Source organism: Mesorhizobium opportunistum WSM2075, assembly GCF_000176035.2.
Classification (GTDB): domain Bacteria; phylum Pseudomonadota; class Alphaproteobacteria; order Rhizobiales; family Rhizobiaceae; genus Mesorhizobium; species Mesorhizobium opportunistum.
The window spans coordinates 6362502-6386693 of the sequence record NC_015675.1 but is presented as its reverse complement, the minus strand read 5'-3'; the positions used below and the strand labels follow the sequence as shown (position 1 = coordinate 6386693).

General features: G+C 58.9%; 18 protein-coding genes and 2 pseudogenes. 3 read left to right on the top strand and 17 right to left on the bottom strand.

What is annotated here, in order from left to right:
- Positions 1–170: 170 nt before the first annotated feature.
- Complete coding sequence (locus MESOP_RS30725; protein ID WP_013533377.1) at positions 171–638, bottom strand: Ros/MucR family transcriptional regulator; 468 nt, start codon at positions 636–638, stop codon at positions 171–173.
- A gap of 630 nt (positions 639–1268) precedes the next feature.
- On the opposite strand from MESOP_RS30725, the pseudogene MESOP_RS36840 reads away from it, so the two are divergent.
- A pseudogene (locus MESOP_RS36840) lies at positions 1269–1758 on the top strand (cytochrome-c peroxidase); the annotation flags it as partial.
- A 218-nt stretch (positions 1759–1976) separates the two neighbouring features.
- Here MESOP_RS36840 and tdh read toward each other — a convergent pair.
- The 10 genes and pseudogenes from tdh to MESOP_RS35895 form a co-directional block, all read right to left on the bottom strand.
- On the bottom strand, positions 1977–3011 hold the full coding sequence (tdh, locus tag MESOP_RS30715; RefSeq protein ID WP_013533376.1) for an L-threonine 3-dehydrogenase: 1035 nt from the start codon (positions 3009–3011) through the stop codon (positions 1977–1979).
- 432 nt (positions 3012–3443) lie between these two features.
- A pseudogene (locus tag MESOP_RS34285) lies at positions 3444–4168 on the bottom strand (uroporphyrinogen decarboxylase/cobalamine-independent methonine synthase family protein); the annotation flags it as partial.
- 521 nt (positions 4169–4689) lie between these two features.
- Positions 4690–5682: an adenosine kinase gene (locus tag MESOP_RS30700; protein WP_013533375.1), complete on the bottom strand. Its 993-nt coding sequence runs from the start codon at positions 5680–5682 to the stop codon at positions 4690–4692.
- A 107-nt stretch (positions 5683–5789) separates the two neighbouring features.
- A complete protein-coding gene (gene metK, locus MESOP_RS30695; RefSeq protein ID WP_013533374.1) occupies positions 5790–6965 on the bottom strand; it encodes a methionine adenosyltransferase in 1176 nt (391 codons plus the stop codon).
- 54 nt (positions 6966–7019) lie between these two features.
- Positions 7020–8357, bottom strand: coding sequence for a serine hydroxymethyltransferase (locus tag MESOP_RS30690; protein WP_013533373.1), 1338 nt, complete (start codon positions 8355–8357; stop codon positions 7020–7022).
- A gap of 1158 nt (positions 8358–9515) precedes the next feature.
- Positions 9516–10376: a hypothetical protein gene (locus tag MESOP_RS30680; RefSeq protein ID WP_013533372.1), complete on the bottom strand. Its 861-nt coding sequence runs from the start codon at positions 10374–10376 to the stop codon at positions 9516–9518.
- 258 nt (positions 10377–10634) lie between these two features.
- Entirely contained in the window at positions 10635–11882 is a 1248-nt protein-coding gene (locus tag MESOP_RS30675) for a type II toxin-antitoxin system HipA family toxin (RefSeq protein WP_013533371.1), read from the bottom strand.
- The gene (locus MESOP_RS30670) at positions 11875–12210 is read right to left on the bottom strand and encodes a helix-turn-helix domain-containing protein (RefSeq protein ID WP_013533370.1); all 336 of its coding nucleotides are present in this window, start codon (positions 12208–12210) and stop codon (positions 11875–11877) included. Before MESOP_RS30670 ends, MESOP_RS30675 begins: the two co-directional genes overlap by 8 nt.
- Positions 12211–12771: 561 nt before the next feature.
- Positions 12772–13026, bottom strand: coding sequence for a BRCT domain-containing protein (locus tag MESOP_RS35900; RefSeq protein ID WP_049802409.1), 255 nt, complete (start codon positions 13024–13026; stop codon positions 12772–12774).
- 146 nt (positions 13027–13172) lie between these two features.
- Positions 13173–13664 (bottom strand): hypothetical protein, encoded by a 492-nt coding sequence (locus tag MESOP_RS35895; protein WP_041163535.1) that lies wholly within the window; start codon positions 13662–13664, stop codon positions 13173–13175.
- A gap of 1423 nt (positions 13665–15087) precedes the next feature.
- On the opposite strand from MESOP_RS35895, the gene MESOP_RS30655 reads away from it, so the two are divergent.
- Positions 15088–15879, top strand: coding sequence for a class I SAM-dependent DNA methyltransferase (locus tag MESOP_RS30655; protein ID WP_013533369.1), 792 nt, complete (start codon positions 15088–15090; stop codon positions 15877–15879).
- Between the two features lie 410 nt (positions 15880–16289).
- On the opposite strand, the gene MESOP_RS30650 is transcribed toward MESOP_RS30655, so the two are convergent.
- Together MESOP_RS30650 and MESOP_RS30645 are read right to left on the bottom strand one after the other, a co-directional pair.
- The gene (locus MESOP_RS30650) at positions 16290–17717 is read right to left on the bottom strand and encodes a hypothetical protein (protein WP_013533368.1); all 1428 of its coding nucleotides are present in this window, start codon (positions 17715–17717) and stop codon (positions 16290–16292) included.
- Positions 17718–18145: 428 nt separating this feature from the next.
- Positions 18146–19177: a class I SAM-dependent methyltransferase gene (locus MESOP_RS30645; RefSeq protein WP_013533367.1), complete on the bottom strand. Its 1032-nt coding sequence runs from the start codon at positions 19175–19177 to the stop codon at positions 18146–18148.
- 318 nt (positions 19178–19495) lie between these two features.
- On the opposite strand from MESOP_RS30645, the gene MESOP_RS30640 reads away from it, so the two are divergent.
- Positions 19496–19744, top strand: a complete 249-nt coding sequence (locus MESOP_RS30640; protein ID WP_150111238.1) for a hypothetical protein — start codon at positions 19496–19498, stop codon at positions 19742–19744.
- Between the two features lie 157 nt (positions 19745–19901).
- Here the strand turns inward: MESOP_RS30640 and MESOP_RS34280 are convergent, their stop codons facing one another.
- The 4 genes from MESOP_RS34280 to MESOP_RS30625 form a co-directional block, all read right to left on the bottom strand.
- On the bottom strand, positions 19902–20723 hold the full coding sequence (locus MESOP_RS34280) for a 50S ribosomal protein L11 methyltransferase (RefSeq protein WP_276325707.1): 822 nt from the start codon (positions 20721–20723) through the stop codon (positions 19902–19904).
- 590 nt (positions 20724–21313) lie between these two features.
- Positions 21314–22117: a dimethylarginine dimethylaminohydrolase family protein gene (locus tag MESOP_RS30635; RefSeq protein WP_013533365.1), complete on the bottom strand. Its 804-nt coding sequence runs from the start codon at positions 22115–22117 to the stop codon at positions 21314–21316.
- Positions 22118–22132: 15 nt separating this feature from the next.
- Entirely contained in the window at positions 22133–23119 is a 987-nt protein-coding gene (gene ctlX / locus MESOP_RS30630) for a citrulline utilization hydrolase CtlX (protein WP_013533364.1), read from the bottom strand.
- Complete coding sequence (locus tag MESOP_RS30625; RefSeq protein WP_013533363.1) at positions 23116–24189, bottom strand: ornithine cyclodeaminase; 1074 nt, start codon at positions 24187–24189, stop codon at positions 23116–23118. The genes ctlX and MESOP_RS30625 overlap by 4 nt, the downstream gene beginning before the upstream one ends.
- Between the last annotated feature and the right edge of the window lie 3 nt (positions 24190–24192).

The window sequence follows — 24192 nt, the reverse complement described above, 5'->3', positions numbered from 1 at the left end:
TCCTTTTACCGCCGCGGTCTCCTGTGTCCCTGCGCTATGTCAATTCCATTCCGCTTCGCGCATGTAATCACGCCCTGCAAGGAAAAGGCGGGATTTGATCCCGCCTTTCTATGTTTTCGCTCGCATCATGCCCGAGCTGCCAGCCCCTCAACGGGTCTGGATTGAGGAAGTCACGCTGGTACCTTCTTTCTAGACCGCTTCTCGGGCGCCGAGACTTCAGGCTCTTTCGGTTTGCGGCCGAGTCCCATCGTCTTGGCCAGGGCAGAGCGCGCAGCCGCATAGTTCGGCGCGACCATGGGATAGTCCGCCGGCAGACCCCATTTGGCGCGATATTCATCGGGTGTCAGCCCGTAATGGGTCGACAGATGGCGCTTTAGCGATTTGAATTTCTTGCCGTCCTCAAGGGAGATAATGTAGTCCGGCGTCACCGATTTTCTGATCGGGACGGCCGGCGTAAACGCCGTCGGCTCTTGTGCGGAGACGCGACCGGCCGCCGTGCGTTTCAAAGCTTCGTGCAATTGGCCGATCAGGGCAGGCAGCTCCCCCACCGGGACGGGATTGTTGGAAACATAGGCTGAGACAACATCCGCGGTAAGGTCGATGAGGTTGTTGGCGTTTTCGAAGTCTTCTTCTGGCATGAAACTCTCCAGTGGATTGGTCTACGGAGCGTGGCCTTCTAGTGATGATTTCCGATGAACGCAACAAATCTCGCGACAGGATTGTTCGGTGCTCGTCCAACATCGAGGTCTATAGCGCCAGTTACAAGCTGTCGCGACGCTGATCTCCTCGGAAATCGCCGTTCATAAGCGCCCGGTATCCGCCGTTCAGTCGCGATCTTGTCGGTTTGAGTTGCGAGAGGACGACGCAGAAAAATTGTAAGCACCATGAGCCGTGCACCTGGAAGACCTTGCGCGTACGAAGCAGGTCGGCGTTGCGCCAGCGTGGGGGCGACAGGCAACAGAACCGACCAAGCCCTCAGCGAACAAATAGCGATTGCGCGCCCGCCACTGTTGATATCGGGGGCCGTCGGGCGATACATCAATCACTGTTTCCGCCGCTCGATCATCTTGGTCGACAGGCGCCATTCCCTTGATCAACGGATCTCGCGCAGGGCGTTCGCATGCCGCATGTGGAGATTCGTAAGGAAATCTATGAAAATTCTATTGCCCGCGGTGGCTGTTGCGCTTGTGGCGGCCACAGCTTTGCTGAGCAGTCCCTCCGCCAGACCTCAGGGACACGGCACTGCCATCTTCAAGCCCTTGCCATCCTACGAGGCGACACTGGTCGCGCCGGACCCATTCGAGGCCTACCTCAATGGCGATGACACCGCCATTGATCCCAGCGAAACACGGTCTGGCCCTTTTATGGAAAAGGGCTGCTCCTCCTGCCATTCCGGTGTCAATATTGGCGGGGAAGGCTATATCCATTCGGCCTCGTAGAGAAGCCCGGCGCCGACATCCTGCCGGAGAACGACAAGGGACGATTTGCCGTCACCAATGTGCCAGAGGATCCTATGTTTTCCGCGTGCCATCGCTGCGCAACGTAGCAATCACCGCGCTATACTTTCATTCGGGCAAGGTCTGGGACCTGAGCGAGGCGGTCGCCATCATGGGCACTACCCAGTTTGGCCAAGAGCTAGCGCAAATCGAAATCGATCGGATCGTTGCCTACCTTCATTCGGTGACCGGAAAGCGACCGGAGATCACATATCCCCTCTTGCCAACTGAGACGCCCACTACACCTCGACCTCGATCCTAGGCATCGCGAAACAAGCGATCGCGTCGGAGCCAGTGAGCGTTCCTTGACCCATCTGGCGAATTGCCACAGGCGCGGCCGTCCGATTGGGCCGTGATACGTCGCGGCGCGATTGAGCGTCGCTCGTTGATGGCATGAAGCCATGGTTTTGCATGCTCCCGCCCTTGGAGATCTTCGGCAGGCCAGGGCGCTGTCCGTCAGCATTAGGCCGGCCAATCGCCTCACCAGTCCATCACCACCTTGCCCGAACTACCGCTCCTCATCGCATCGAAGCCGGCTTGGAAATCGTCGATGCCGATGCGGTGCGTGATAAGCCCGGAAACATCCAGCGGCCCCTGCACCAGCGCGATCATCTTGTACCAGGTCTCGAACATCTCACGGCCATAGATGCCCTTGAGATGCAGCATCTTGAAGATCACCTTGTTCCAGTCGATCTCGAAACCGGTCGGTGCAATGCCCAAAATGGCGATCTTGCCGCCATTGTTCATGGTGTCGATCATATCGCGGAAGGCGGGCGCGGCACCCGACATTTCAAGGCCGACATCGAAACCTTCGGTCATACCGAGCACCGGCATGACGTCGCGCAGCTTTTCCTTGGACGCGTCGACGACGTGCTGCACGCCGAGTTTTTTTGCCAGCGCCAGCCGCACCGGGTTGATGTCGGTGATCACCACTTTTCGCGCGCCGACGCATTGGGCGACGAGCGCGCCCATGATGCCGATCGGCCCGGCGCCGGTGACCAGCACGTCCTCGCCGACCAGATCGAAGGAGAGTGCCGTGTGCACGGCATTGCCCAACGGATCGAAGATGGCGGCGATCTCGTCCGGCACATCATCGGGGATCGGCACGACATTGTGCTGCGGGATAGCCAGATACTCACCGAAGGCGCCCGGACGGTTGACGCCGACGCCGAGCGTGTTGCGGCACAGATGCCCTCGCCCGGCGCGACAGTTGCGGCAATGACCGCAGACGATGTGGCCCTCGCCCGACACGCGCTGGCCGACCTTGTATTCGGTGACCGCTGCGCCGAAATCGGCAACGGTGCCGACGAATTCATGGCCCGTCACCATCGGCACCGGCACCGTCTTCTGCGCCCACTGGTCCCAATTGTAGATGTGCACGTCGGTGCCGCAGATCGCCGTCTTCTTGATCTTGATCAGCACGTCGTTAGGGCCGATTTCCGGCACCGGCACCTCTTCCATCCAGATGCCTGGTTCGGCCTTGGCCTTCACCAGCGCTTTCATCATGTTCGACATCAGATGCTCCTTACACCTTGGTTTTGATCCCACTTGCGCCTCTCCTCTGGTAGCCGCACAACGGAAAGGTGGGGTTCGGAGAGCACAGCTGAGATTTCTGGACCGATGGGTATGTCGAGGCTGCCTTGGTGTCGAAGCAACACTCCACCGCGAGGGGCGCGTGAAGATCCAGTTCCAGCGAACCTCAGCGGAAGCGGAGCAAGCGCCACGCCAGATGCAGCGAAGTTTCAACTCATGGGATGAGTAAAGGGTCGCAGCTTGCGGCTCGGGGCCGTGGCTATGTTGTCGATGTCAGCAACATGCCAGGCAATCAATCGACACGATGCTCTCGATGGTCGATCTCACCGCGATATCTCATAGTGCGGACGCACAGGCGGCATCCGAAAACGTGCCCCTCGGTGAAGTGTCTGTTGACCGCTGCTGGCAGGTGACTTGGAAGGCAGCTCGTTCGTTCGGGTTAAGATCGAGCACAAGCGCCGGCTCATCAATCTGCACCCAGTTGGCCCCAGCGAGTTCCAGCTTCTGCGGGAGTTGCTCGTAGACGGGCAGCAGCCGCGGCAGGAGCGCCATGGGATTGAAACCCTGGTCGGGAGACTTCGCCAGCTTCAGGAAGGTCACGGGTCCAAGGATGACCGGGCGTGTATGGATGCCGAGCTCTTTTGCCTCCAGAAGTGATCGACGGGTTTCGTCGACGAAAGGGCGAATGTATGATCGTCGCCAGCTCCGGCACGAGGTAGTGATAGTTTGTTTCAAACCATTTGGTCATTTCCATCGCGGTTAGCATTGCCCCTTAACGGCATGCCCGTGACTGGCGTGTCCGCAACCCGCAGTATCGCCTTGCGTCCCGCGCGCCATCGCGAAGTAGATGTCGAGCGGCACCTCGCCGCCTGTCCAGCCGTAACGAGCTGGCACGGCGCCGACCATTGCTGCCGTGTCGAGCACGTGGTCATAGAGTGAGAAATCGTTCGACGGGATTTTCGACACGCCGCGGTCTCGCTGCTCCAACTGGCGGCACGGAGCGCCTTCGCCGTCGCCAGAAGGTTGGCAGCAGAAGATTTTCTGGACCAGTAGCTTTCGAGCGCGAATTTCAGTTCTCGCCGGCGACCGATACGCGGCACGCCAAGCGTTGCTATGGGAACTTGCTGAGAGACATTCATTCCATACCCCGATGGTTGGGGCGGGAAAAGGAAGGCGCTAGCAGGCCGGCATCAAAGCCGAGCTGCAGCGGCCACCAGACACCCCGCCCGTGTTCACCGTGGCAGGTCTCCTGGCTCGCGGATAACAGCCTCTGCCCCTCTTCCCGGGGAGTTCGCCCCAGTGACCTTAGTGGGTAGGCTGTGTTTATGTGAACTTTATCTGCGACGGTTTCCAAGTCCAAGGCCGCGCTAGGGCTGAGCCGCTTGTGCCCTCTCCAGTTTTGCGCAGGCCGTGCCTGGCCGCTCCGGCAAATCTGCGAGCCGCACGATCCTGGCTGGCGACTTCGGCAAATGGCCTGTCGGCCACCATGATCGGCCACAGTATTAGCCCGAAGAGCGTAAATGTTTCTGCGCCGTCAAAATCGGAAATTTGGAGAAAACCGCCATCCTTCACGGACGGGCACGCGACATTTCGAATTACACGCGCTTATCTTAACAGCCCTGCATCAAGTTCGGTGGGCAGCACCTTGCCGATATGCCCCCTACAACAATCCCGCCTGCTCAGCCTCGCGGCGCAGATTCTGCCGGGGCCTGGGGCCGATCTGCTGGATCACCAATCCGGCCGCCAGTGAGCCAAGATCACCGCAGGTCTTGAGGTCGCGGCCTTGCGTGTAGCCATGCAGGAAGCCGGCGGCGTAGAGGTCGCCGGCGCCGGTCGTGTCGACCAGTTCCTTGATGGCGGTCGCCTTGATCACCACGGTTTCGTCGCCGTGCACGATGACGGAGCCTTTTTCCGAGCGGGTCACGGCGGCGATCCGGCAATCCTTGCGGATCTGCGCCAGCGCCTCGTCGAACGAGGATGTCTGGTAGAGCGATTTGATCTCGTGGCTGTTGGCAAAGACGATGTCGACCGTGCCCGAACGCATCAGCTCGAGGAATTCGTCGCGGTAGCGGTCGACGCAGAACGAATCCGACAGCGTCATCGACACTTCGCGGCCTGCTGCGTGCGCCAGCTTCGCCGTCTGGCGGATCGCTTCCTTGGCGCGCGGCGGGTCCCACAGATAGCCTTCGAAATAGGTGACCTTGGCGCCAGACGCCTTGTCGGCCTCGACATCCTCCGGCCCAAGCTCGACGCAGGCGCCGAGATAGGTGTTCATCGAGCGCTCGCCGTCGGGCGTGACGAAGATCATCGAGCGCGCCGTCGGCGGCTCTCCCTTGAGCGGCGTGGTGTCGAAGGCGACGCCCTGCGCATGGATGTCGTGGGCGTAGATTTCGCCCAGCGCATCGTTGGAGACCTTGCCGAAGAAGGCGGCGCGGCCGCCGAAGCTGGCGACGCCGGCCGCCGTGTTGCCGGCGCTGCCGCCGGACGCCTCGATCGCCGGGCCCATGCGGCTGTAGAGCAGTTCGGCGCGTTGTGTGTCGATGAGGTTCATCGCGCCCTTGATGATGCCGTTGGTCTCGAGGAATTCCTCGTCGCACTGGGCGAGGATGTCGACAATGGCATTGCCGATGCAAAGCACGTCATAATCCGGCATCAAAATCTCCGCCAAAAACCCGAGCCGGCTTCTTGCCACGCCGGCCGGGTGTTTCTTTCGAGTGTGGAATGGGTCGTCCTTTGCCGAAAGAATCCAATACCGACGCATCAAGCAGCTGCGGGTCCTGCCTCACGCGACAGGTCGTCAGCTCTGTCCGTCTTTTCCCAGGTGAACTCCGGCTCTTCGCGGCCGAAGTGTCCGTATGTCGCGGTCTTGCGGTAAATCGGCCGTAAGAGATCCAGCGCCTTGATGATGCCTTTCGGCCTGAGATCGAAAAGCTCAAGGACGGCGCGTTCGATCCTTTTTTCATCAATCTTTGCGGTTCCGAATGTATTGATGAGGACTGAGACCGGTGCGGCCACACCGATCGCGTAAGCAAGCTGAACCTCGCACACCTCCGCAAGTCCGCTGGCAACGACGTTTTTTGCGACGTACCGCGCGGCATAGGCGGCCGACCGATCAACCTTGGACGGGTCCTTGCCCGAAAAGGCACCGCCGCCGTGACGCCCCATGCCGCCGTAGGAATCGACGATGATCTTGCGGCCGGTAAGCCCGCAATCGCCTCGCGGCCCGCCGACCACGAACCGGCCGGTTGGATTGACCAGGAACCTTATTCCCGTCGTATCCAGGTCATGGGGCAAGACCGGCCTTATGATCTCCTCAATGACGCCTTCGCGGACGGCGGCCTGTGAGACCTTATCGTCATGCTGCGTCGACAGGACTATGGTATCGAGCGCTACCGGTCGCAAACCTTCATAGCGGACGGACACCTGAGATTTAACGTCCGGGCGAAGCCAGCCAAGGCGTCCGGTTTGGCGCACCTCTGCCTGTTTTTTCGTCAAATCGTGAGCAAGTTGGATTGGCAATGGCATCAATGTTTCGGTCTCGTTGCATGCGTACCCGAACATGAGGCCCTGATCTCCCGCTCCCTGCTCGAGATCCTGCCCTCGTCCCTCGTCTACCCCCTGGCTGATGTCAGGCGACTGCTCGGTCAGGGCCAAGATCACCGCGCAACGCCGGCCGTCAAAGCCGATCGCATCGTCGTCATATCCAATGTCCAAAATGATATCGCGGGCAACTTGGCTGTAGTCGATCTGCGCGTGGCTGGTGATCTCGCCAGCCAGAACGACCATCCCTGACTTCACCAACGCTTCACAAGCAACGCGAGCCAGAGGATCCTTGCGAAGGATCGCATCGAGGACGCCATCTGAGATATTGTCGGCCATCTTGTCGGGATGTCCCGCGCCGACGGATTCGGAGGAGAACACGAATTGTCTGGTCATGGAATATCCTCGCTTCAAACGTTGGAATTAAATGTGACAGCCGATCCGGCCATCTTATCTGTCGGAGATGCCAGGGACGTCGAACGCAGCGCAGAAGTCGGCAACGTCTCTGCGCACGCGGGCATGGACATCCGAATCATCGGGCTGGCGGCAAACAAGGTCGATGAAAGCGGCAATCTGCAGCATTTCCGCCTCGCGCATGCCCACAGACGTCACTGCTGGCGTGCCTAACCGAATGCCGCTGGTGAGCGCGGGATGCCGCCGGTCGCCCGGCACCATGTTGAAATTCGTGATGATACCTGCTTGCGACAAGCGCTCGGCATAGGCTTTCCCGGACAGCGGCCGTTCCCGTAGATCAAGGATCAGCATGTGATTGTCAGTGCCCCCCGTGACGAGTTCATAGCCTCGCTCCAGAAGCGCCTGGGCCAGAGCCCTGGCGTTGTTGACGATCTGCTGACCGTACACACGGAAGGACGGATTCCCTGCTTCGTGCAGAGCGACAGCTAGCGCTGCAATCGTATTCATGTGAGGTCCGCCCTGCAGGAGAGGGAACACGGCACGGTCTATGCGTTTGGCCAGATTGTGTTTGCTCTTGGAATGATAGAGTGCCTGATAGCGGTCTTCATTCCTTGACAATATGAAGCCACCGCGGGGACCGCGGATCGATTTGTGAGAGGTGCTGGTGACCACATCGCAATGGCCTACAGGATTGGGGTGCACTCCTGCGACAACGAGGCCGCTGATGTGGGCGATGTCGGCCACCAGGTAGGAGTTCACCTCCGAAGCAATTTCGGCCATTGCCTCGTAGTCAAAGATACGCGGATAGGCAGTTCCGCCGACCCAAATGAGCTTCGGTCGTTCCCGCTTGGCCGTCTCGCGCAAGCTGTCATGGTCAATCTGGTGTGTCTTTTCGTGCAGCCCGTACGGGACTCTCTGATAGTCAGTGCCGGAGAAGTTGACGGCCCAACCGTGAGTCAGATGCCCGCCCTCGGGGAGGGTCAAGCCCATCATCTTGTCTCCCGGACACAACAGCGCTCGACAGACAGCCTGATTGGCCGGGGAGCCGGAATAGGGCTGCACGTTGGCGTGTTCACAGCCGAACAGTGCCTTCAATCGATCCATGGCGAGGTTCTCAAGCTCATCGACGATCTCGTTTCCGGCGTAATAGCGTGCGCCAGGATATCCCTCGGCATACTTGTTGGTGAAAATAGACCCGGTCGCTTCCAGCACCGCGGAGGACGCGAAGTTCTCGGAGGCGATAAGCTTGAGGGTCGTCCTCTCCTGGCGCTCCTGTCTTAAAAGCAGCTCGTGAACGCGAGAATCTGCGACAGCCAGGGGAGGCCACTCGCAAGTGCCAAGCTCCGCGATCCCGCCGCCAGTCGAATTGCTCATATCTGCTTCGCGATCCATTGGGACTAAGTTTCAAGACAAGCAGGCGGTCACCTTGGACCGCGCGCTCTGTATCGCCTCCAGTCGCTGTAGGTCTTGTCTGTGATGGCCATCGCCGTGAGGCAGGAGATCAACCAATAATTGAACCAAGCCGCCGTCCGAGCCTCCTGCTTCGAGGTGGTACGAAGGCCAGGGGCGCTGTTCGTTGCCGAGAAGAAAGCCGGCTCTGGCGAGCCGACGGACGTGTGCAACCACGTGCTCGCGAGACAGACTCAGAACTTCTGCTAGCTCGCAGACGGTTAGGTCCGCATGCGCACAAAGTCCCAGGATTCGAAGTCGATCAAGATGAGCCGCGGCCTTTAGGCGCCTGACCAGTGTCATCATCGTCCGGCGCTCGTTGTATTGACTTCGTCCATTTGGCGTCTCCCACTCTTTCAGAGGCGATCTTGCCGTCCCGACGAGGTCAATACGCTCGACCGCATCGTCAGATCGTTTGCGATATATCTCCTCGACCAAGGCAAATGCTCCTGCCGGCCCCTGCTTTTCCGAGCTGCAGGTATTTGGTCGGGGCACGGCGCCACGGTCTCGACCCGCGGCTTTAACGAGGCTCAACGTACATATTCTCACCGGTTTAGAGTGCTAAAAGTCCGCGATTTTCTTTGAAGGATCTGTTGCAACGCTGCATACCGGCGTTGGAAAGCCCAATCAGGAGACTTCATCGAGGTGCTTGCGCGGGCGGCCAAGCGTCCCGCTCGCTGCTGAGCTCGCTTGTGGTGGATCTCGCTGCTCTGAGGCTGGGTCAGGCACCCGAACTGCCCCCGGGATGTCATGTCGTTCGTTTCGAGAGCGGGGCCTGGTGATACAACTCCTCGGATAACTGATGTCAGCCTCCGAGGCTTCGTATCTAGCCTGAACCCGGGCGGCCGCCATTTTGGCCTCAAGGCGCGGCCTTCCCCAGCGTATCGATATACGACAGTACCGGACGGGGCCGAATACGTTTCGGCAGACGATCTGAATTTTCGTCCCCTGTCGGTGGTGATAGTGGGCATCAGCGCGGCGTGGCCGCGTTCAGTCTCCTGCGTTCCATCTTTCTGCCTAATCGTGCCGTGTCTGGTGTCGCCGGCCGTTTCCCCACGATGCTCATGTTCGGTGGTCACCGGATCAGTTGCCTCCTCTGATGCGTCGCTCCTCACCGATCGGGATGATCCAGCCGCCAGCGCGGTCAGGCCGAGAAAAATCATCGGGACCCCCTATCTGCGTCAGGCGCATGCGAACGGTTTGCAGCTCCGCGTCGATAGCGGCACGGATGAGATCGCGCTCGATGCCGACGAAGACCGGCCGGAGATTGAGGCGAGCGAGCGCCTCCTGATCGGCGGGCGCAACGTCGGTGTCAGCGACGGGTCCGGCACGGGTGACGATCCCTCCGATCAGTCCGCCCATGGTCGTGGCCTTTTCCAGCTCTCTCACCAACGTGGCATCCAGCAGCGCTCGGGCGCGTTGGAGATCCCCTTGCAGTCTTCGCGCGAACGGCTGGTGTGTGAGGCCGCGAAGCGCACTGGCTAGCTCAGCGTGCCCAAGCGACTTGATGAGATTGGCGATATGGAGGCGGAGAAGCCCGATGAAGAGCGCGTCTTTCTCCTCCGGCTTGATCGGCTCGCCTTCATCGATCGGATCGCGGACTGAGAGGTGGGCGTCCGTCGGATTTCGCGCCGCCATCCCCCAGCGGGTCGCGACGGCAATGCGCTTCACTGTGATCTTGCGGCCTCCAGCGGTGATATCTATCCGTCCGGCCTGAGCCCAGGCGCGGTTCAATGCTTTGGCCGGGCCGCCATTATCGTGGCAACCCTTCGCTTCGGCCACGGTCAAGGAGGACAGGTCGGATGCGCAGGCGATCCAGTCGGGCAGATCGCCGCGGGACAAGCGCGTGACTTTGACCTGCCGGCGGCGATCGAGGTCGATGATGCGGCTGCCGAGATGCGCGAAGACGAAAGTTGAAGTAGCGTTCCAGATAGGCGCGGGCAACGAAGCGGCCGAACAAGCCGGATAGCGCGACCTTCACCTCGCGGGCTTGCCCAAGCGGTTCCCGGAAGATGAAGGGCGTACCCGCGCCGGTTGGCGTCAACAGCGCGTCCAGGATAGACCACGCGCCGTATGCAGCCCCTGGCGTCTGCAACACTTCGCGAATCCCGGCGTCCTCGATCTCCGAGACGTCGAGGTCGACGGTCGCGCCCGTGACAGGGCTGAATGCTGGCGGATCGAAATTGTGGAGGAAGGTCCTCGTCATAGCGCCAGCGCCAGCTTGAGATCGTCATGCTCGAAAGCGCTGGCCATTCGGCTGATTTCCGCCGATCGAGCGCCGACCGCCTTGGCTGTATCGCGCCAGGTCGCTGTCACGGTCGCGACCTCTTTGATAATCGCGCGGGCCTGCGGCAGGGTGAGCGCGAAAAATATCGACGCGGCTTCAAGCAGATCGAGCGAACAGGTGCCCTCATCGAGATCGATGTTCGTCGTCAGCACCCGGGCCTTGAGATCTGTCGGGACGGGATTGAGGTCGTATGCCGGCGAGAGAGACCACCCCGCCTTTCCCAGCCATAGGAAACCGTGATTGCGGAGGTGGTCGTCGACATTGGAAACCAGCACATTGAAGACGACCCGCCGATAGAGGGCATGCGCGTCCGTCTTCCCCTGGGCGCCGTGTTGAGCAAGGGCATCGACGATCTCCGGATAGCTGCCGCGCTCACCGTCCTTGGCGCCCATCATCGCCATCGCCGACAGGAACGGGATGCGGCTCGCACCGTCACGATCGAAGCGCCGCGACAACATGACTGGCTTGCCGGCGACCTCGATCAGCTCGTGTCGAGGCGTGGCAATACCTGCCTGGCCGGCCAGCCGCAGCGCGATCTGTTCCCAGGTCTCCATACTGTAGTCGTCGGTCTCCTTCGGGAATTTCGCTATGGAGAGGTGACCATGTTGGTCGATAACCGAGGCCTTCGGTCGGGCACCGCCCAGGGAGGAGCCTGGGGCAAAGATGAGCTGCAGGTCTTCATCCGTTTCCTCGTCTCGGAGGATCCGTTCGGTGATCTGGAGCAAACGGCCAAGCTCGATTAAAGCGGGAACGCCCGTGCGGATCGGCGCTTGGAAAATCTCTTCGCCGACCCAGCGGAAGCGGAGGGCGCCAAGTCGCGTCTCGTCGGCGACGCTGAGCAGGTAGTCGCTTTCTATAAGCGTGCGAACCGCGCGGCCTTCTTGGTCGGCGAGGCGGCGTTCGGCGCGCTGCATGAGGCGCCGGCCCCAGGTATCCGGCGCTGAGTCGCCGATGGAGCCGAAAGTCGCAAGACCTGCAGGGGGGGCGAAGGCTCCGCGGGTCAGAGCAAGAGCTGGCTCTAGCGAGAAGCGGTCCGAATCCTCAAGCCATGCTCCGTCATACTCGAAGAGCATGGTCTCGGTGCCCCGGACGCGATTGCTCCTCGCCAGTCCGATCGGGCGTGTGCGGCCGTCCAAATCGATATGGACCTCGAAGTCAGCCATCGCGCGACGATCCGGTTGGCCGCTGGAGGTGGACATGCTTGGGCAGGTCGGCACTGGCGAGCGCCTGACCGACGCTGTCGTTGCTGATGTCGGCGACCTGGCCTAGGCCCTCGAGGAGGCCGAGCGCCTGCAGGACGCCGGCATAGATGCCGACGCTGACGTTGGTGTCCCCGGCTTCGACCCTTTGCAGAGTCGAGCGAGAAGTGAAGGCGCGCTCGGCTACCACCGCCATCGGCAGCCGTCGGCGTCGACGGGCATCATGAATGTCAGCCCCAAGCTTGCGCAGCACGCGCCGCACCGCAGCAGGAGGGTTGTGTGGAGTGGGCATTATGTCACCTTCGCGCTACAGATTGGTGCGTTATGTAGCACGAAGACTACATTTCATCTAGCCCTTGAAGCCTCATCTCAATGGAGAACGAAGTTCTATTAACGCCGTCGTGATGGCATCGACGGGACCCCCCAGTCGACGGCGATCGCGGCGACCGTGGTCATCACGTCATCGAAGCTCGTTCGGTCGACCTGAGTGAAAGGAGCGTCTGTCTCCGTCACTATGCGGTCGATCTGGGCAAGTGCAGGCGAGAGAGCGGCCGCGATGCGAACGGGTCATCTCGGCATGACGGAGAAATAGCATAGCATCGGCGCACATCGAGCCTCGCTTTTGCTTCGGGTGAACCAGTGAAGCACGACCGTGCCGCGATGCCGTGGGAGATATTGTTCGTGCAGGTGCGGCCGCTGCCCGCCTTAAAAACTGTCAAGAAAGGTGGCGAGCGCCCAGACCCGTATCAGGATCCACTAAGGCTCGGGTATTCAGGCTCCGCGCTTCCAACGCGACCATGCTCTGAAGCCGCACTTCCAAGATAATAGGTTTTCCTTTGCCGGATGGAGGCGGTCAGAAACCCAACGCTTTGGCCAGCATCGGTTCAAGAACCAGATCCGGCCGACCTCCCTTTTCGCGAAGCTCCATTGCCCTTATGATCTTCGTGCCTTCATGGCTGTGCTTCCAGTCCCGAGACGCTTCGGCCGCGACGACGAGGTAGTCGGTCTGGCCGCAGACGGTTTCCTTCCAATCACCGCCGCGTTCGCAAATCATCTCAGCGATTACCTTTCGCGGGCCAATGGCGAATTTTCCCGTGAGGACGAACATCCGACTCGGAATTACGAGCCGGCTTGCATCCTCCAAGGCGCCGTCAATGACACCCACATTGCCGAAGGTAGGCAGCCCCGTATCTGTCGCGCTGTCGCCGACAAGATGGGCAATCCACCCGCATATGTCTTTTGCCTCCTCGGCGGTTATGCGACCGTCAGAAATAGACCTTCTGGCAGTTTCTCCGAGAGACGCCACGCGGCTGTCTCTCTGCAGGACCACACTCGCAGTCTTTCGACCTCTGCGGGCGTGATGGAGTTGTCGCAGGCGATACCGGCACAGAACCCGTAGAACTCGTTGACTTCGTCCTTCTCGTCAGCGGCGATAAACTCCCGCGAGCGTATGCCGACTATAGTTTCAAGGATGGCGTAGATCTCTTCGGGCGCGTTACCCCACACATCCAGATCGCGGATGAGCTCGGCAGCATCGTCGTCATGAAGAAGGGACAGGAACTGCTCAGCTTCGACCCTGAGTGGCGGCATCTCCGCGCTCTCGACCCGCTCGCTGGCCATCACGCCCTTCAAGAACCCGAGCCAGTACCCCAACGCCTTCCGGTGATTTGCCTGCGCATGGATTCTACCGAGCGCGGCCCCTTCGTGTTCGAGTTTACCGCCCCTTCCGCGGAACACTTCAACCATTGTCGCCCCCTCGACTCTTTGGTTTCGATCGTAGCAGACATCAGAACACTCATCTATCCGCCGACCAGACAACGCGTGCCTAAACCGGAAGGCCTATCCCGTTAGCTCCCTGCTTTCTCGATGGTAGGGCCAGGTTGCCACCCCAGGAACGGCGTTTCGGCCGAGCGGTCGACCAAAGAAGACGCTCTGGACTCACCAAGGATCAGGCCGCCTGAACCCGCTGCCTCCGACGCGCTCTGTCCCTCGCGCAGCCGTGCTCGTCCGCAAGGGACGCTCCGCTCAAGCCCTTGCGGACTGCGCGCGCCTGCGCATGGCGGGACGCGCGACGGCGGCTCCGGAGATCAGGCTTGGTTCCAGACCGCTTCGTGCGGGGAGCTAAAGCTCGAGACCGCCCTTTCGCCTACTGTGCCGACACCGTTCTGTCCCTGGCGCTGCCGTGCTCTTTGATTAAATCTGCCGAATTCTCGCGTATCCTGCGGCCGCGCATGTGAGCACAAGGTGGCGCCTGGCGCTTCGACGAGCCCCACAAAAACCAGCGTCGGCATGGCGACCGAAATGCTGAGGCAAGAGACCGCCACTCCAGAAGGAAAAGTTCGTCATGCATTCCCATGCCGTTATTGCGTCCCTGCCAGTCGCCGGGGCCGACCGTACTGTCCTTATCGAACGTCATGACGATGACGGAGGCCGCCCCCTTCCTGGGAGTCCATCACTAACCGAGAGATTCCTGGTGGATTCGGGATACGTCGAAACGACCTCGTGAGAGGGAACTGGCCGCAAGAACATTCGGGCCGAATTCACTACGGCGGCGGCAGCACGGCCGCTCCAGATCGATTTCGTCCAGGCCAGGAACGGGCCAGGAGACTAGGACGCGGTGCGGGTCCTTGCCCCGGCTCTCGGAAGCAGGATTCAACCTGCGATCCGCACCTCGATGGGGAACAGTCGCAAAGTGCAACCGAAGCTTTTGAGCAAGTGTTCACGGCTCAAATCGGAACGCCGGGGACTATGGATGTATCTTCGGCACGGCGACTTCAAAGGAACCGCCTCGTTATGGGCCAAAACGTTTGTGATGACGTAAAGGTCGGGCCAGAGTTGCCACTCCCCGCACGCGGTGTCCCTCTGAGGCGCCTTTCGCGACCAGAATCGTCTGATCATTTGTCGGAACCCTGACAAAGCTGTGTCGTTGCAAACAGACAGAAGCGGAGACTAAGAGCCAATATGGTGAACTAAACCGACTCTTTGAATTGGCTTGGCTCTTGCATTTTGAATCCGCGTTCACTCCGCAACGGAGCCGTTCGATGTCCGGAGCCCGACCAGAGCGACACCCTTCGACCATTTCCTGTTGCGGAACGAGCGGCGTTATTTCCGAGCCGATTGCATACGAAGTAATTGCTAAAATCCTTAAATCAATCTCACAGGAGGAGAAATGGCTGACGAATTCATCTACGACGAAAATTGGTCGGCAATGTATGAGCTACTTACATTGCTGCGAGGTAAGAATGATGAGGTTGGCGAGACTGTCGCCTTTCTTCAGCGATTTTCCAGCGGAGGGACTGCTCTTGAACTTGGCATTGGCGACGGACGCGTGGCGGTGCCGTTGAGCGAGCGCGGCGTCAAGGTCGAAGGTATCGACAATTCGGACAGCATGTTGAACCTTCTCGCCAAGCGTACTGATCTGATTAAGTTTTGGAAGGCAGATATTTCAAGATTTAGATCGGAGCAACGCTACAACTTGGTGTATTGCGTTTGGAATACATTCACGCAGGCCGTCACGCGCGAAGCGCAAATAGCTTGCCTCCGATCTGCCGTGGAGGCGTTAGATGATGGAGGGAATTTGGTGATAGATGTAGGCGTGCCGCCCTTGGATGGTTTCGTCAACGGCCAGAAAATTTCCACGCTCGTTGTGGATCATGAGAATACGATCATCGCTGCTGATGTGCACGATCCCCTAACCCAAAACTTGGTCTCAACCCTCCTCTGGTTTTCTGGTACGTCGGTCAAACGATTGCCCAATCGCGTTCGTTACGTCTATCATCAGGAACTCGATACCATGGCCGAATGCGTAGGGCTCAAGCTGGCGGAGCGTTGGGGAGATTGGGCAGGAGGTGCGTTCACCGAACAGTCCAAACGTCATATCTCTGTTTACGGCCGAGCGACGACCGGTCTATTAAATGAGTTATCTCCAACTCATGTAAGGCAAGCCCCTCGAGGCGGATGATAAAGCCTGGCAGAGCCTCATTGAAACAACCGTGAGGTTGTTGTGAGCGGAACAAGCTAGCTTGGCGGCATAAGGGTCTATGATCGGTTCTACCTATTCGCAATATCGGCCTGTAGGAGTCAGCAGCGCGAAGCGCGAACGTGCATCAGCGAACAAGCGCGGCTCACGAACTTCGATGCCTTAACAACTCGATCGCGCGCCGAACGACATCGCTGGCTTTCTGCAAGCACTTGACCACCTGACGCCGAAGGCCATTTCTGTCAGCATAATTCGGCCGTCCGCAATCGCCAATCCGCACGCATGGCTCGCACAGGTCTTCAAAGCGCATCGGCGATGGAAGGCCCGACAGCGATGTCCATGCGTTCTGTGAAATGACCAAATCTGAACGGCGTCAGCTTCGCGCTCACAGATCAACGGGAGGGGCCAATTACATCCTGTTTTGGCTGCTGAGCGCCAGCGAGCCAAATGGGGCGATCCTCCAATGCTGTTTCCTTTGCAAGCCGTTTGCACAACGTTTGCCAGAGGGGATCGCCGGCGAATGCTGGCAAGCTGCCCCATGCCTCGCTCAAAGGTATCTCGCCATAGCAGTCGATTAGCCGCCCAAAATCGCAGCCAAGCTGGGTCATAAGACTGAACGGATCGATTCGACCCGGCGAGATCGTACGATGCCCCCACAGACTCGGCTCTTGGTCAGACCCCAGCGAGACGGACAAGCTACGATTTGCAGGTGACGGAAACTCAGAGAGAGTAGACAGCAAGGCATAGCGCATAATCGGATAGTAAACGATCTGGCGACTGCCGCCGAGCACCCGCACTCCAGGGAGTATCGATGTCACAAAGAATGACAGGAGCATACTGGGTATGATTTCACGCTCGTTCAACGATTGGAGAAGCGCGTCAGGTGCGCACTGTACAGAGAAGGTCCCGCTTTCGTTCAAAAACAGGCCATCGCGCAGCCGCAGGGGAAATATGCGCCCCCCTGAAAAATGCCAAAAGAAGTCGGTTGTCGTCTTTGCCCAGTCGGCCCATTGGCCGCAATCAAACGATGCGAAATGATTGAGCAGCCTCTTCGCAAAAGAGCTTGGTCCAAACAGCGTTGACGAAAGCCAGGACGACGGGTCGCGAAGATGCTGGGCGACTAGGTCGCCCACGTCCCAATCGTCGAACTGCAACAAGTGAAGATCCGATGCGAAGAAACGGCGCCAGAGGCTCTGATTGGCTGTCTTGATAGCATCGGCGGCCGAGAGAAACTCGTCATCGGGCAGGGCTCTTTTCAATCGCTCGGCCAATTGGCTCGCGATCCCCGTCTGTTTGGCGCTCGTCAGAGCAAACCGCTGCGGCGCATCACGTCCGCAAACACTGAGTCGACCCATTTTTCTGTTTGACAGCCCGAAGAGATTGAAGTGCTGACCTCCAAGCCGCAGCCAACCGGGGCCTTTCTTGTCGCTTTCTTGGAATTTAACGGTTGAACTCGAATGAGTCACATACCAGCTGTCTTTATGGGAGCGCAGCCCCATGGCACTAAAGATATGCGTGTAGAACGCATCGGGTTCAAAGGCCAGGTAACAATGTGGGCCGGTCTGAATGACCGGTCGGCTTCGAAGCTGTGTACCGAGTTTTTCAATCTGCGGATGCCCGTAGCCCAGACGAGAGGCACAATCTGCAAGTCGCAATTCCATCTGCTCTAGAGCATGCATACGGACAGGATCGGCGGCGGCGGGTTTAGCGTCATAAGCGACATGCGCATACGCACGTGTCGGAAGCGTCGAGTAACGCGAGATGTGTGGCACAAGCCAAGCCAATGCTTCAGCGACGGGTTTTGGAGATGGCGATTTCATTACACGTCATCCGGTGGCTGTTGGGCTACCGTTTTGCTTGGTGGACAGACGAGAATACCGACTGTCCAAACCACGACCATGACAACTCCGAAATACGGGAGCCCGGCCGGGGCAGCAGCGTATCGCCGGCAAATGCAGTCAAACCATACACAACAAATCCAAACCCCGTTGCAAGGGTTTGGATGCGCACTGGCCGATCGACGGGAACCGCAATAAAGCCGACTGCGCCGCTGGTGAACAATGGGTCATCCTTCCCGACAACAGTAATGAGGTGACTGTCTGTACGCTGTTGTTTTCAAGAAAGCGCGAGCCATGTAGCGGACATGAAATACCAGTACCTACGGATATTGGAGGCAAGCCACTGGCCAAGAATGTACTGGTCGTAAATGATGGCATGTTAGGACGCGTTGGTCGTTGGCCGGCTTCGCTCATCTGCCGGACGCTGCCAGGCGGCGGAACGGCGGGGGTTCGAAGGCCAATCCCGGCAGCGAAGCCGGAGTTTCCGTATAGACGTATTCATTTGGAATGCAGGGCGGGGCCATCGCCGAAATTACACGCCGAAGATTGTCCGCGTTGTTGCTAGCGGCAAGTGTGTAGAAATTGCCGGAATTCCATGTCACGCATCCGTATTTGAAGTGTGCGGCCACCGACTCTGACATTTCAGATAGCGTCGTCTCATTGAAGTTCATTTGCTTAAGAATGGATTCAGTCTTATTTTTGATATCGTCCTGAGTGAAGAAGCGTGCCTTATATCCGTAGTCTTTCTGTAGCTCCCGGCTCAGGTATGAGATATCGTCGTCTTGCCGAAATTTTTCGAAGAAGAAGAATATCCCGCCGTCTTTCAAATGATGTTTCACAAAGCCAATCTGCGCCTTTCGATTGGGCGAATACATTTGAAATGTGGTGTCCTCCAAGATGATGTCGAATCCGTCGGCAAAGTGCCTGAGCGCCGACGTTCCCACCATTCTGCTCCGGGTCAAGTGATGAAATGGGCCGAGGAAGAATGTTGCATGCGCGGGCCGTCCGTGGAGAAAGAAGCTTTCCTCGTTTTCTTTATTGGGACTGCATGAAAGGGTTTGAATCTTGCCGTTGCCCAGCTGGGCAAGCGTTCGAGCGAGTGTGCCTTCGGCGGCCCCCAGCAGATAGAACCGAGCCGGGACGGTCTCATCCGCGATAGCGTCTGCATATCGCAAGAAGGCATCGCCAACTCGAACCTCCTCCTCGAGACGATAAGGAATGCTGGCATGATAGTGAGGGTCGAAGCGGCCCCAGATCTGGCGATGCACGCTGGTGAAGCTTTGCAGCGACACATCCCCTTGGAAAAGGCGCGCATCCACGCTCGGAACTTTGATCGGGGCTCCTGATCGGCCTGCTGCGGTCGCCGAAAAGAAATCGGCCATTTCATTCAATCGCGGTGCCTTATCGCAGTCCTTGAAAAAGTCTTCCACCTGCTGTTCCATTTCGCTCTTGTTGCTCGACGCACAGCCTCCGGCAGTTTGCGCATGGCTCCGTCTATAGACGCATCTGAGGCGCACGCGCGGACGAGTGAGGGCATCCGAGGCTGCGGCTTTGTGCTGCTGACCCGGCAGGCCGGCTTCGCCAAAGTTATATCACATCGCAATCAGTACTAATGTAAAAGTTAGGCTAAATCGCAAGTGTAGGCTGCACCTTGAAAATTAACACACTTTGGACATTAATTAATAAGCTGCGCAAGGAGTGTTGGACATCAGTCCACAGTCGTCTGCCCACCTTGGGTGTGCACATTAGTTGCTCACGCGTTGACCGGTGTCGCCCAGTCGAGCTTGCCTGTCCCGGGCAATGATCACATGTCGCCAAAATGGGAAGACACGTCTGTAAAGCCGGTGATCGCTTTGATCTCGCGCGTCAAGATCCCCCGGACCGAAGCCCTGATTGAGCTCGACATCGGAGAAGCGAACGGCGCCTGCATCGCCGACAATCCCAGCATGTTGACCCGTTATCAGCATGTTACCCAAACAGGCGGAGCGGTAGCCGAGTCTGCCCGGTAAAAGGTCCGGTCAGAGGTTGTATCTTCAATACTGGATCGTGATGGCCTGTGCTCACGGGGGATCAGGTAACGTTAGCATCACCAGCCCCCCTGCAGCCGCCCTGTCAGCAGAACCTTCAGCACATGAACCAAGAGCCGCTTGTCGCTTGCCCTGCACTTCATGTCGAAACCAAATCGATCGACCCAGATTTATCACCTCTCAAATAGTATCTCCGCCCAGATTCGACCGGCATAGGTACTCGTAGGGGGTGAAAAGCCGTTCGCCAATGACTCTTCCGCTCTCTAGAAGAGATGAGAAATTTCCCAAAATGGGCGTCAAAATATGAGGTCATTCCATGGCAAAGGCCAGAGCTGTGAACTGTAACTTGATGTTCTACCGGGTCCAGAGCGCTTGGATCTAAATAATCATAGCTCCTGAAAAGAACGGTTGGCGAGAGACATACCGGATCATGTAGCGTCTGGATCACCGAAAAATATGAACGTTCGGCAAACAGGTTAAATCCCGAAAGATCGAATCCGCATTGGTTAAAGACGGAATTGTCCTCAAAGGCTTGCACGTCGGTGCAGAGGAACCCGAATTGCTGAATCCGATCTGGCATCACTACTGTAGCAGGACTGGCGATTTGGCGGATGTCTTCCGCTATCGATTCATATCCCTCACCAACTACCCCAGAATCCAATGTTTCCGTAAAAATTATGTCAGGCGCCGAAGGAAGGTCGCCGTCCTGAATTGCTTGCCTTGAGGACTTTGCAATCACCACGATGCGATCCTGCAAATCGTTGTTCCGGATAATCTCCCGCGCTGCCGCAGCAATTCGCTCATCCATCTCGCATGTGAATACCTTTCGGGCGCCATGCCTGGCGAAGAGCATCGCCGGAAGGCCAGCCCCGGTCCCGATTTCCACGACGGTCTTTCCTCTGAGATTACAGGATGCTATGGCCGCCTCTATTGCTGCATTTCGTGCGGAGTCGCGCATCATTCTGAAATGCCAGTTGGGAACCTGGGAATCTGCGTGAGCGCGGGACGGGATTTTGTGCATTTAATACCCTTCTGAACCCCTGTGGCGGGTGAATAAGCCACTCATCGCGGACGGCGATCGACGACGTCGCGCGGTTTGTAGGGCTCCCTGTCAGCCTCTGAGACGAACGAATGAGTGTTGCGGTTCGCGAAGGGGAGGCAGCAAGAATGGTGCCAAGGCACGCAAGCGCTAAAGACCTCCACCTGCCATTTCCGTCGCCTGCAAGAGAGTGCTCTGATCTCGTTTTTCGGAATGCGCCGGGTACCTGAACTCAGTGCCGATTTGTCGAATCCACGACACGGTCATCTTTCGCTGTCTTACAGCTGGTGGTCGCCTCAAGCTCCAGCGTGTCGCGGAATAGGAGGTCGGCGATGCGACGAGCCGACATGAGATCGACAATTCTCTGGGTAAAATACGGTTTCTAACATAAGTCCGTCGTCGCTTTACCCGGAGAGAAAGCGTGGCGGCGCGACAATCACGATCGAGGGGAAAGCACGAGTTCTGTTTGTCGTCTGGACGTCTGGGGCGGCAACAAGGGGGGTTTGAATGACCTACCTGCAGTCCCGGTACCAGCGCAGCGACATACAGGAGAGCCCGGCATCGATCCTCTCGATCTCGGCGGTCTTCAGAGGCACGACCTTGTAATTCGCCTTTTCGAGCATCTCAATCGTGCGCGGGTAGCCCGCGCTGACCATGACGATGTCGTTGACGCGCAGCACGTTCGCCGCAGGCTCTTCGCCTTCCGGGACGATGAACTGGCGGAATTCCTTGAATACGGAAGCCTTCGCGAGGGCAGCGGTCGAAATCACGGTTTCATCGTCGAGCAGCGAGGAGGCCGTCTTGAAATGCAGAACGCCTTTCGGAGTCTCGGCAATCTGGGCCTTCCCGCCGAGTTGCTCGATACAGGAGACAAGGGCCTCTGCCCCGGCCTTGTCGGTGCGATCGGACAGGCCTATCAGGACGCTATTTGGGGTGTACATGATATCCCCGCCGTCGGCTTGTCCCGGGGTAGGGAGTTCTAGCACGGTGTCGAACATATCGCGCAGGATCGGCGCGAGCTCCGCGGTCTCGGCGACCCGGCTTGGCGCGCCGGGACGGAGCAGGATGGCGCCCCCGGTGAAAACGAGCGCCGGGTCTTCGACAAACAAAGAGTCTGGAAAGGCCTCAAGAGACGGCAGGACGCTCACTTCGACACCTGCATGCCGCAAGGACGCAACGTATGCGTCGTGCTCGCCCTTGACGCCTTCATAGGTAGGACCTCCCCGATCATCGGCGCGTAGGCCGTTGACGACCGAGATCGAGGGTTCGCGAACGATTGCGGAGTTGAACTGATAGACCGATCTGGTTTGCGACATTTCCAATCCTATTTGTCAGTAGTGTTTCGCTGTGCGGCTTGCTTGGGCGGTGAATGGCGTCTGTGCGGGCTGCGCCCTGCGCCTCGACAGGTGAATCCCTGCAAGCATGCACCGGACCGATCCACCCGCGAGTTCGATTGTCGAGACATCGAACGGCAATAGTCGCGCGGACTGCTCGATTGCCGATATCTGCTCCGCCTGCAGCGCCGCGTGTGCTCGCCCGGAAATGGCAACAATGCGACCATCCGTGCCCTCCAGTTCAATGGCATTGCCGGCGAAGTCTTCGATCTGCTCGATCGAAAGCTCCACGATCTGACGACCGGTTTCCTCCAACCTCGCGACGACTTCCCGCCGCCGCCAGGGATCAGGGATCGACTGCGCCCCTAACAACGCGAAATCGGTGCCGACGCACATCAGGACATTGGTGTGATAGATTGCCTTGCCGCTGCGATCGACTGCGTCAAAGATCATTGGCTCGAAATTGAAGTGCGTGCAGAACCGTTCGAGCGCAACCTCGTTGGCCCTGTTGGAACGCACCACGTAGGCGACACGGGCAATGTGGTCGAGCACCATCGCACCGGTCCCTTCGAGGAAGACCCCGTCTTTCTCGAGGCCGGAATAATCGATGACATCCTGAACCCGGTACTCAGCCTTGAGCATCTCGATGATGTCGGTCCGGCGCTCTTGCCTTCGATTCTCCGAGTACATCGGATAGATCGCGACATGCCCGCCAGAATGGGTCGAAAACCAGTTGTTCGGAAAGACGGAGTCGGGTGTTGCGGCCGATTCATCCTCATAGAGGTGGACAGTGATCCCGGCCTCAGCGAGGCCATCGGCCATACGCGTGGCTTCTTGATATGCCAGAGCGACCAGATCATCCGGCTTCCGCTTTTCATCGCGCACCTGGAACGTATTGTCTGCCGCAGTGACCGGATTCGGCGTGAAGTGATGAGGACGGATCATCACGACGGCCCTCGGCGCCTGCATGGATACTTTGCTCATCCCAATGCACCGCTCAGCCGCACTGGAGCCGGTTGGGCGGCGCGCAGGATCATGCCGTACAAGTCGCGGGGTTCATCCGGGTCGGCGAGGAGATCGAGTTCTTCGTAGAGTCCGGTGTCCTTGAGGCGGTCGCGCACATAGCGCAGGGCCGAAAAATCCTCGATCGCGAAGCCCACGGAATCGAACAAAGTGATTTGGCGCTCGTCGCGGCGGCCGGGCGCGTTGCCGGCGATCACCTGCCAGAGCTCGACCACCAAGTGCTCGGGCGCGAGCTGTTGGATTTCGCCTTCGATGCGGGTCTGTGGGGCGTATTCCACGAAGATGTCGGAGCGCAGAAGAATGTCGCGGTGCAGCTCGGTCTTGCCTGGACAGTCGCCGCCGACCGCGTTGATGTGGACGCCGGGGCCAACCATGTTGTCGGTAAGGATGGTGGCACACTGCTTGTCGGCGGTGACGGTGGTAATGATATCGGCGCCTTCCACGGCCTCCTGCGAGGAGGCGCAGGCGGCGATGTCCAGGCCGATGCCGGCGAGGTTCTTCGCGCAGCGGCGCGTTGCGGCAGGATCGACGTCGTAGAGGCGCAGTCGATCGACGCCGACGATGGCCTTGAAGGCGATCGCCTGGAACTCGGACTGTGCGCCGTTGCCGATGATCGCCATGGTGCGAACGCCCTTCGGCGCGAGATGCTTCGCCGCGACCGCCGACATGGCCGCGGTGCGGAGCGCGGTGAGGATGGTCATCTCCGTGAGCAGCATTGGATAGCCGCTTCCGACATCTGCCAGAACGCCGAAGGCGGTGACGGTCTGGCGGCCGGAGCGCGTGTTCTTGGGATGGCCGTTGACATATTTGAAGCCGTAGGTTTCGCCGTCGCTCGTCGGCATCAGCTCGATGACGCCGTCCACGCTGTGGGACGCCACTCGCGGCGTCTTGTCGAACAGCTCCCAGCGGCCGAAGTCTTCCTCGATATAGCCGGCGAGGTCGGTCAGGAAGCGCTCCACGCCGATCGTCAGAACCAGCTTCATCATATTGTCCACGCTCACGAAGGGAACGATGTTTAGCTTCTCGGGCATGGT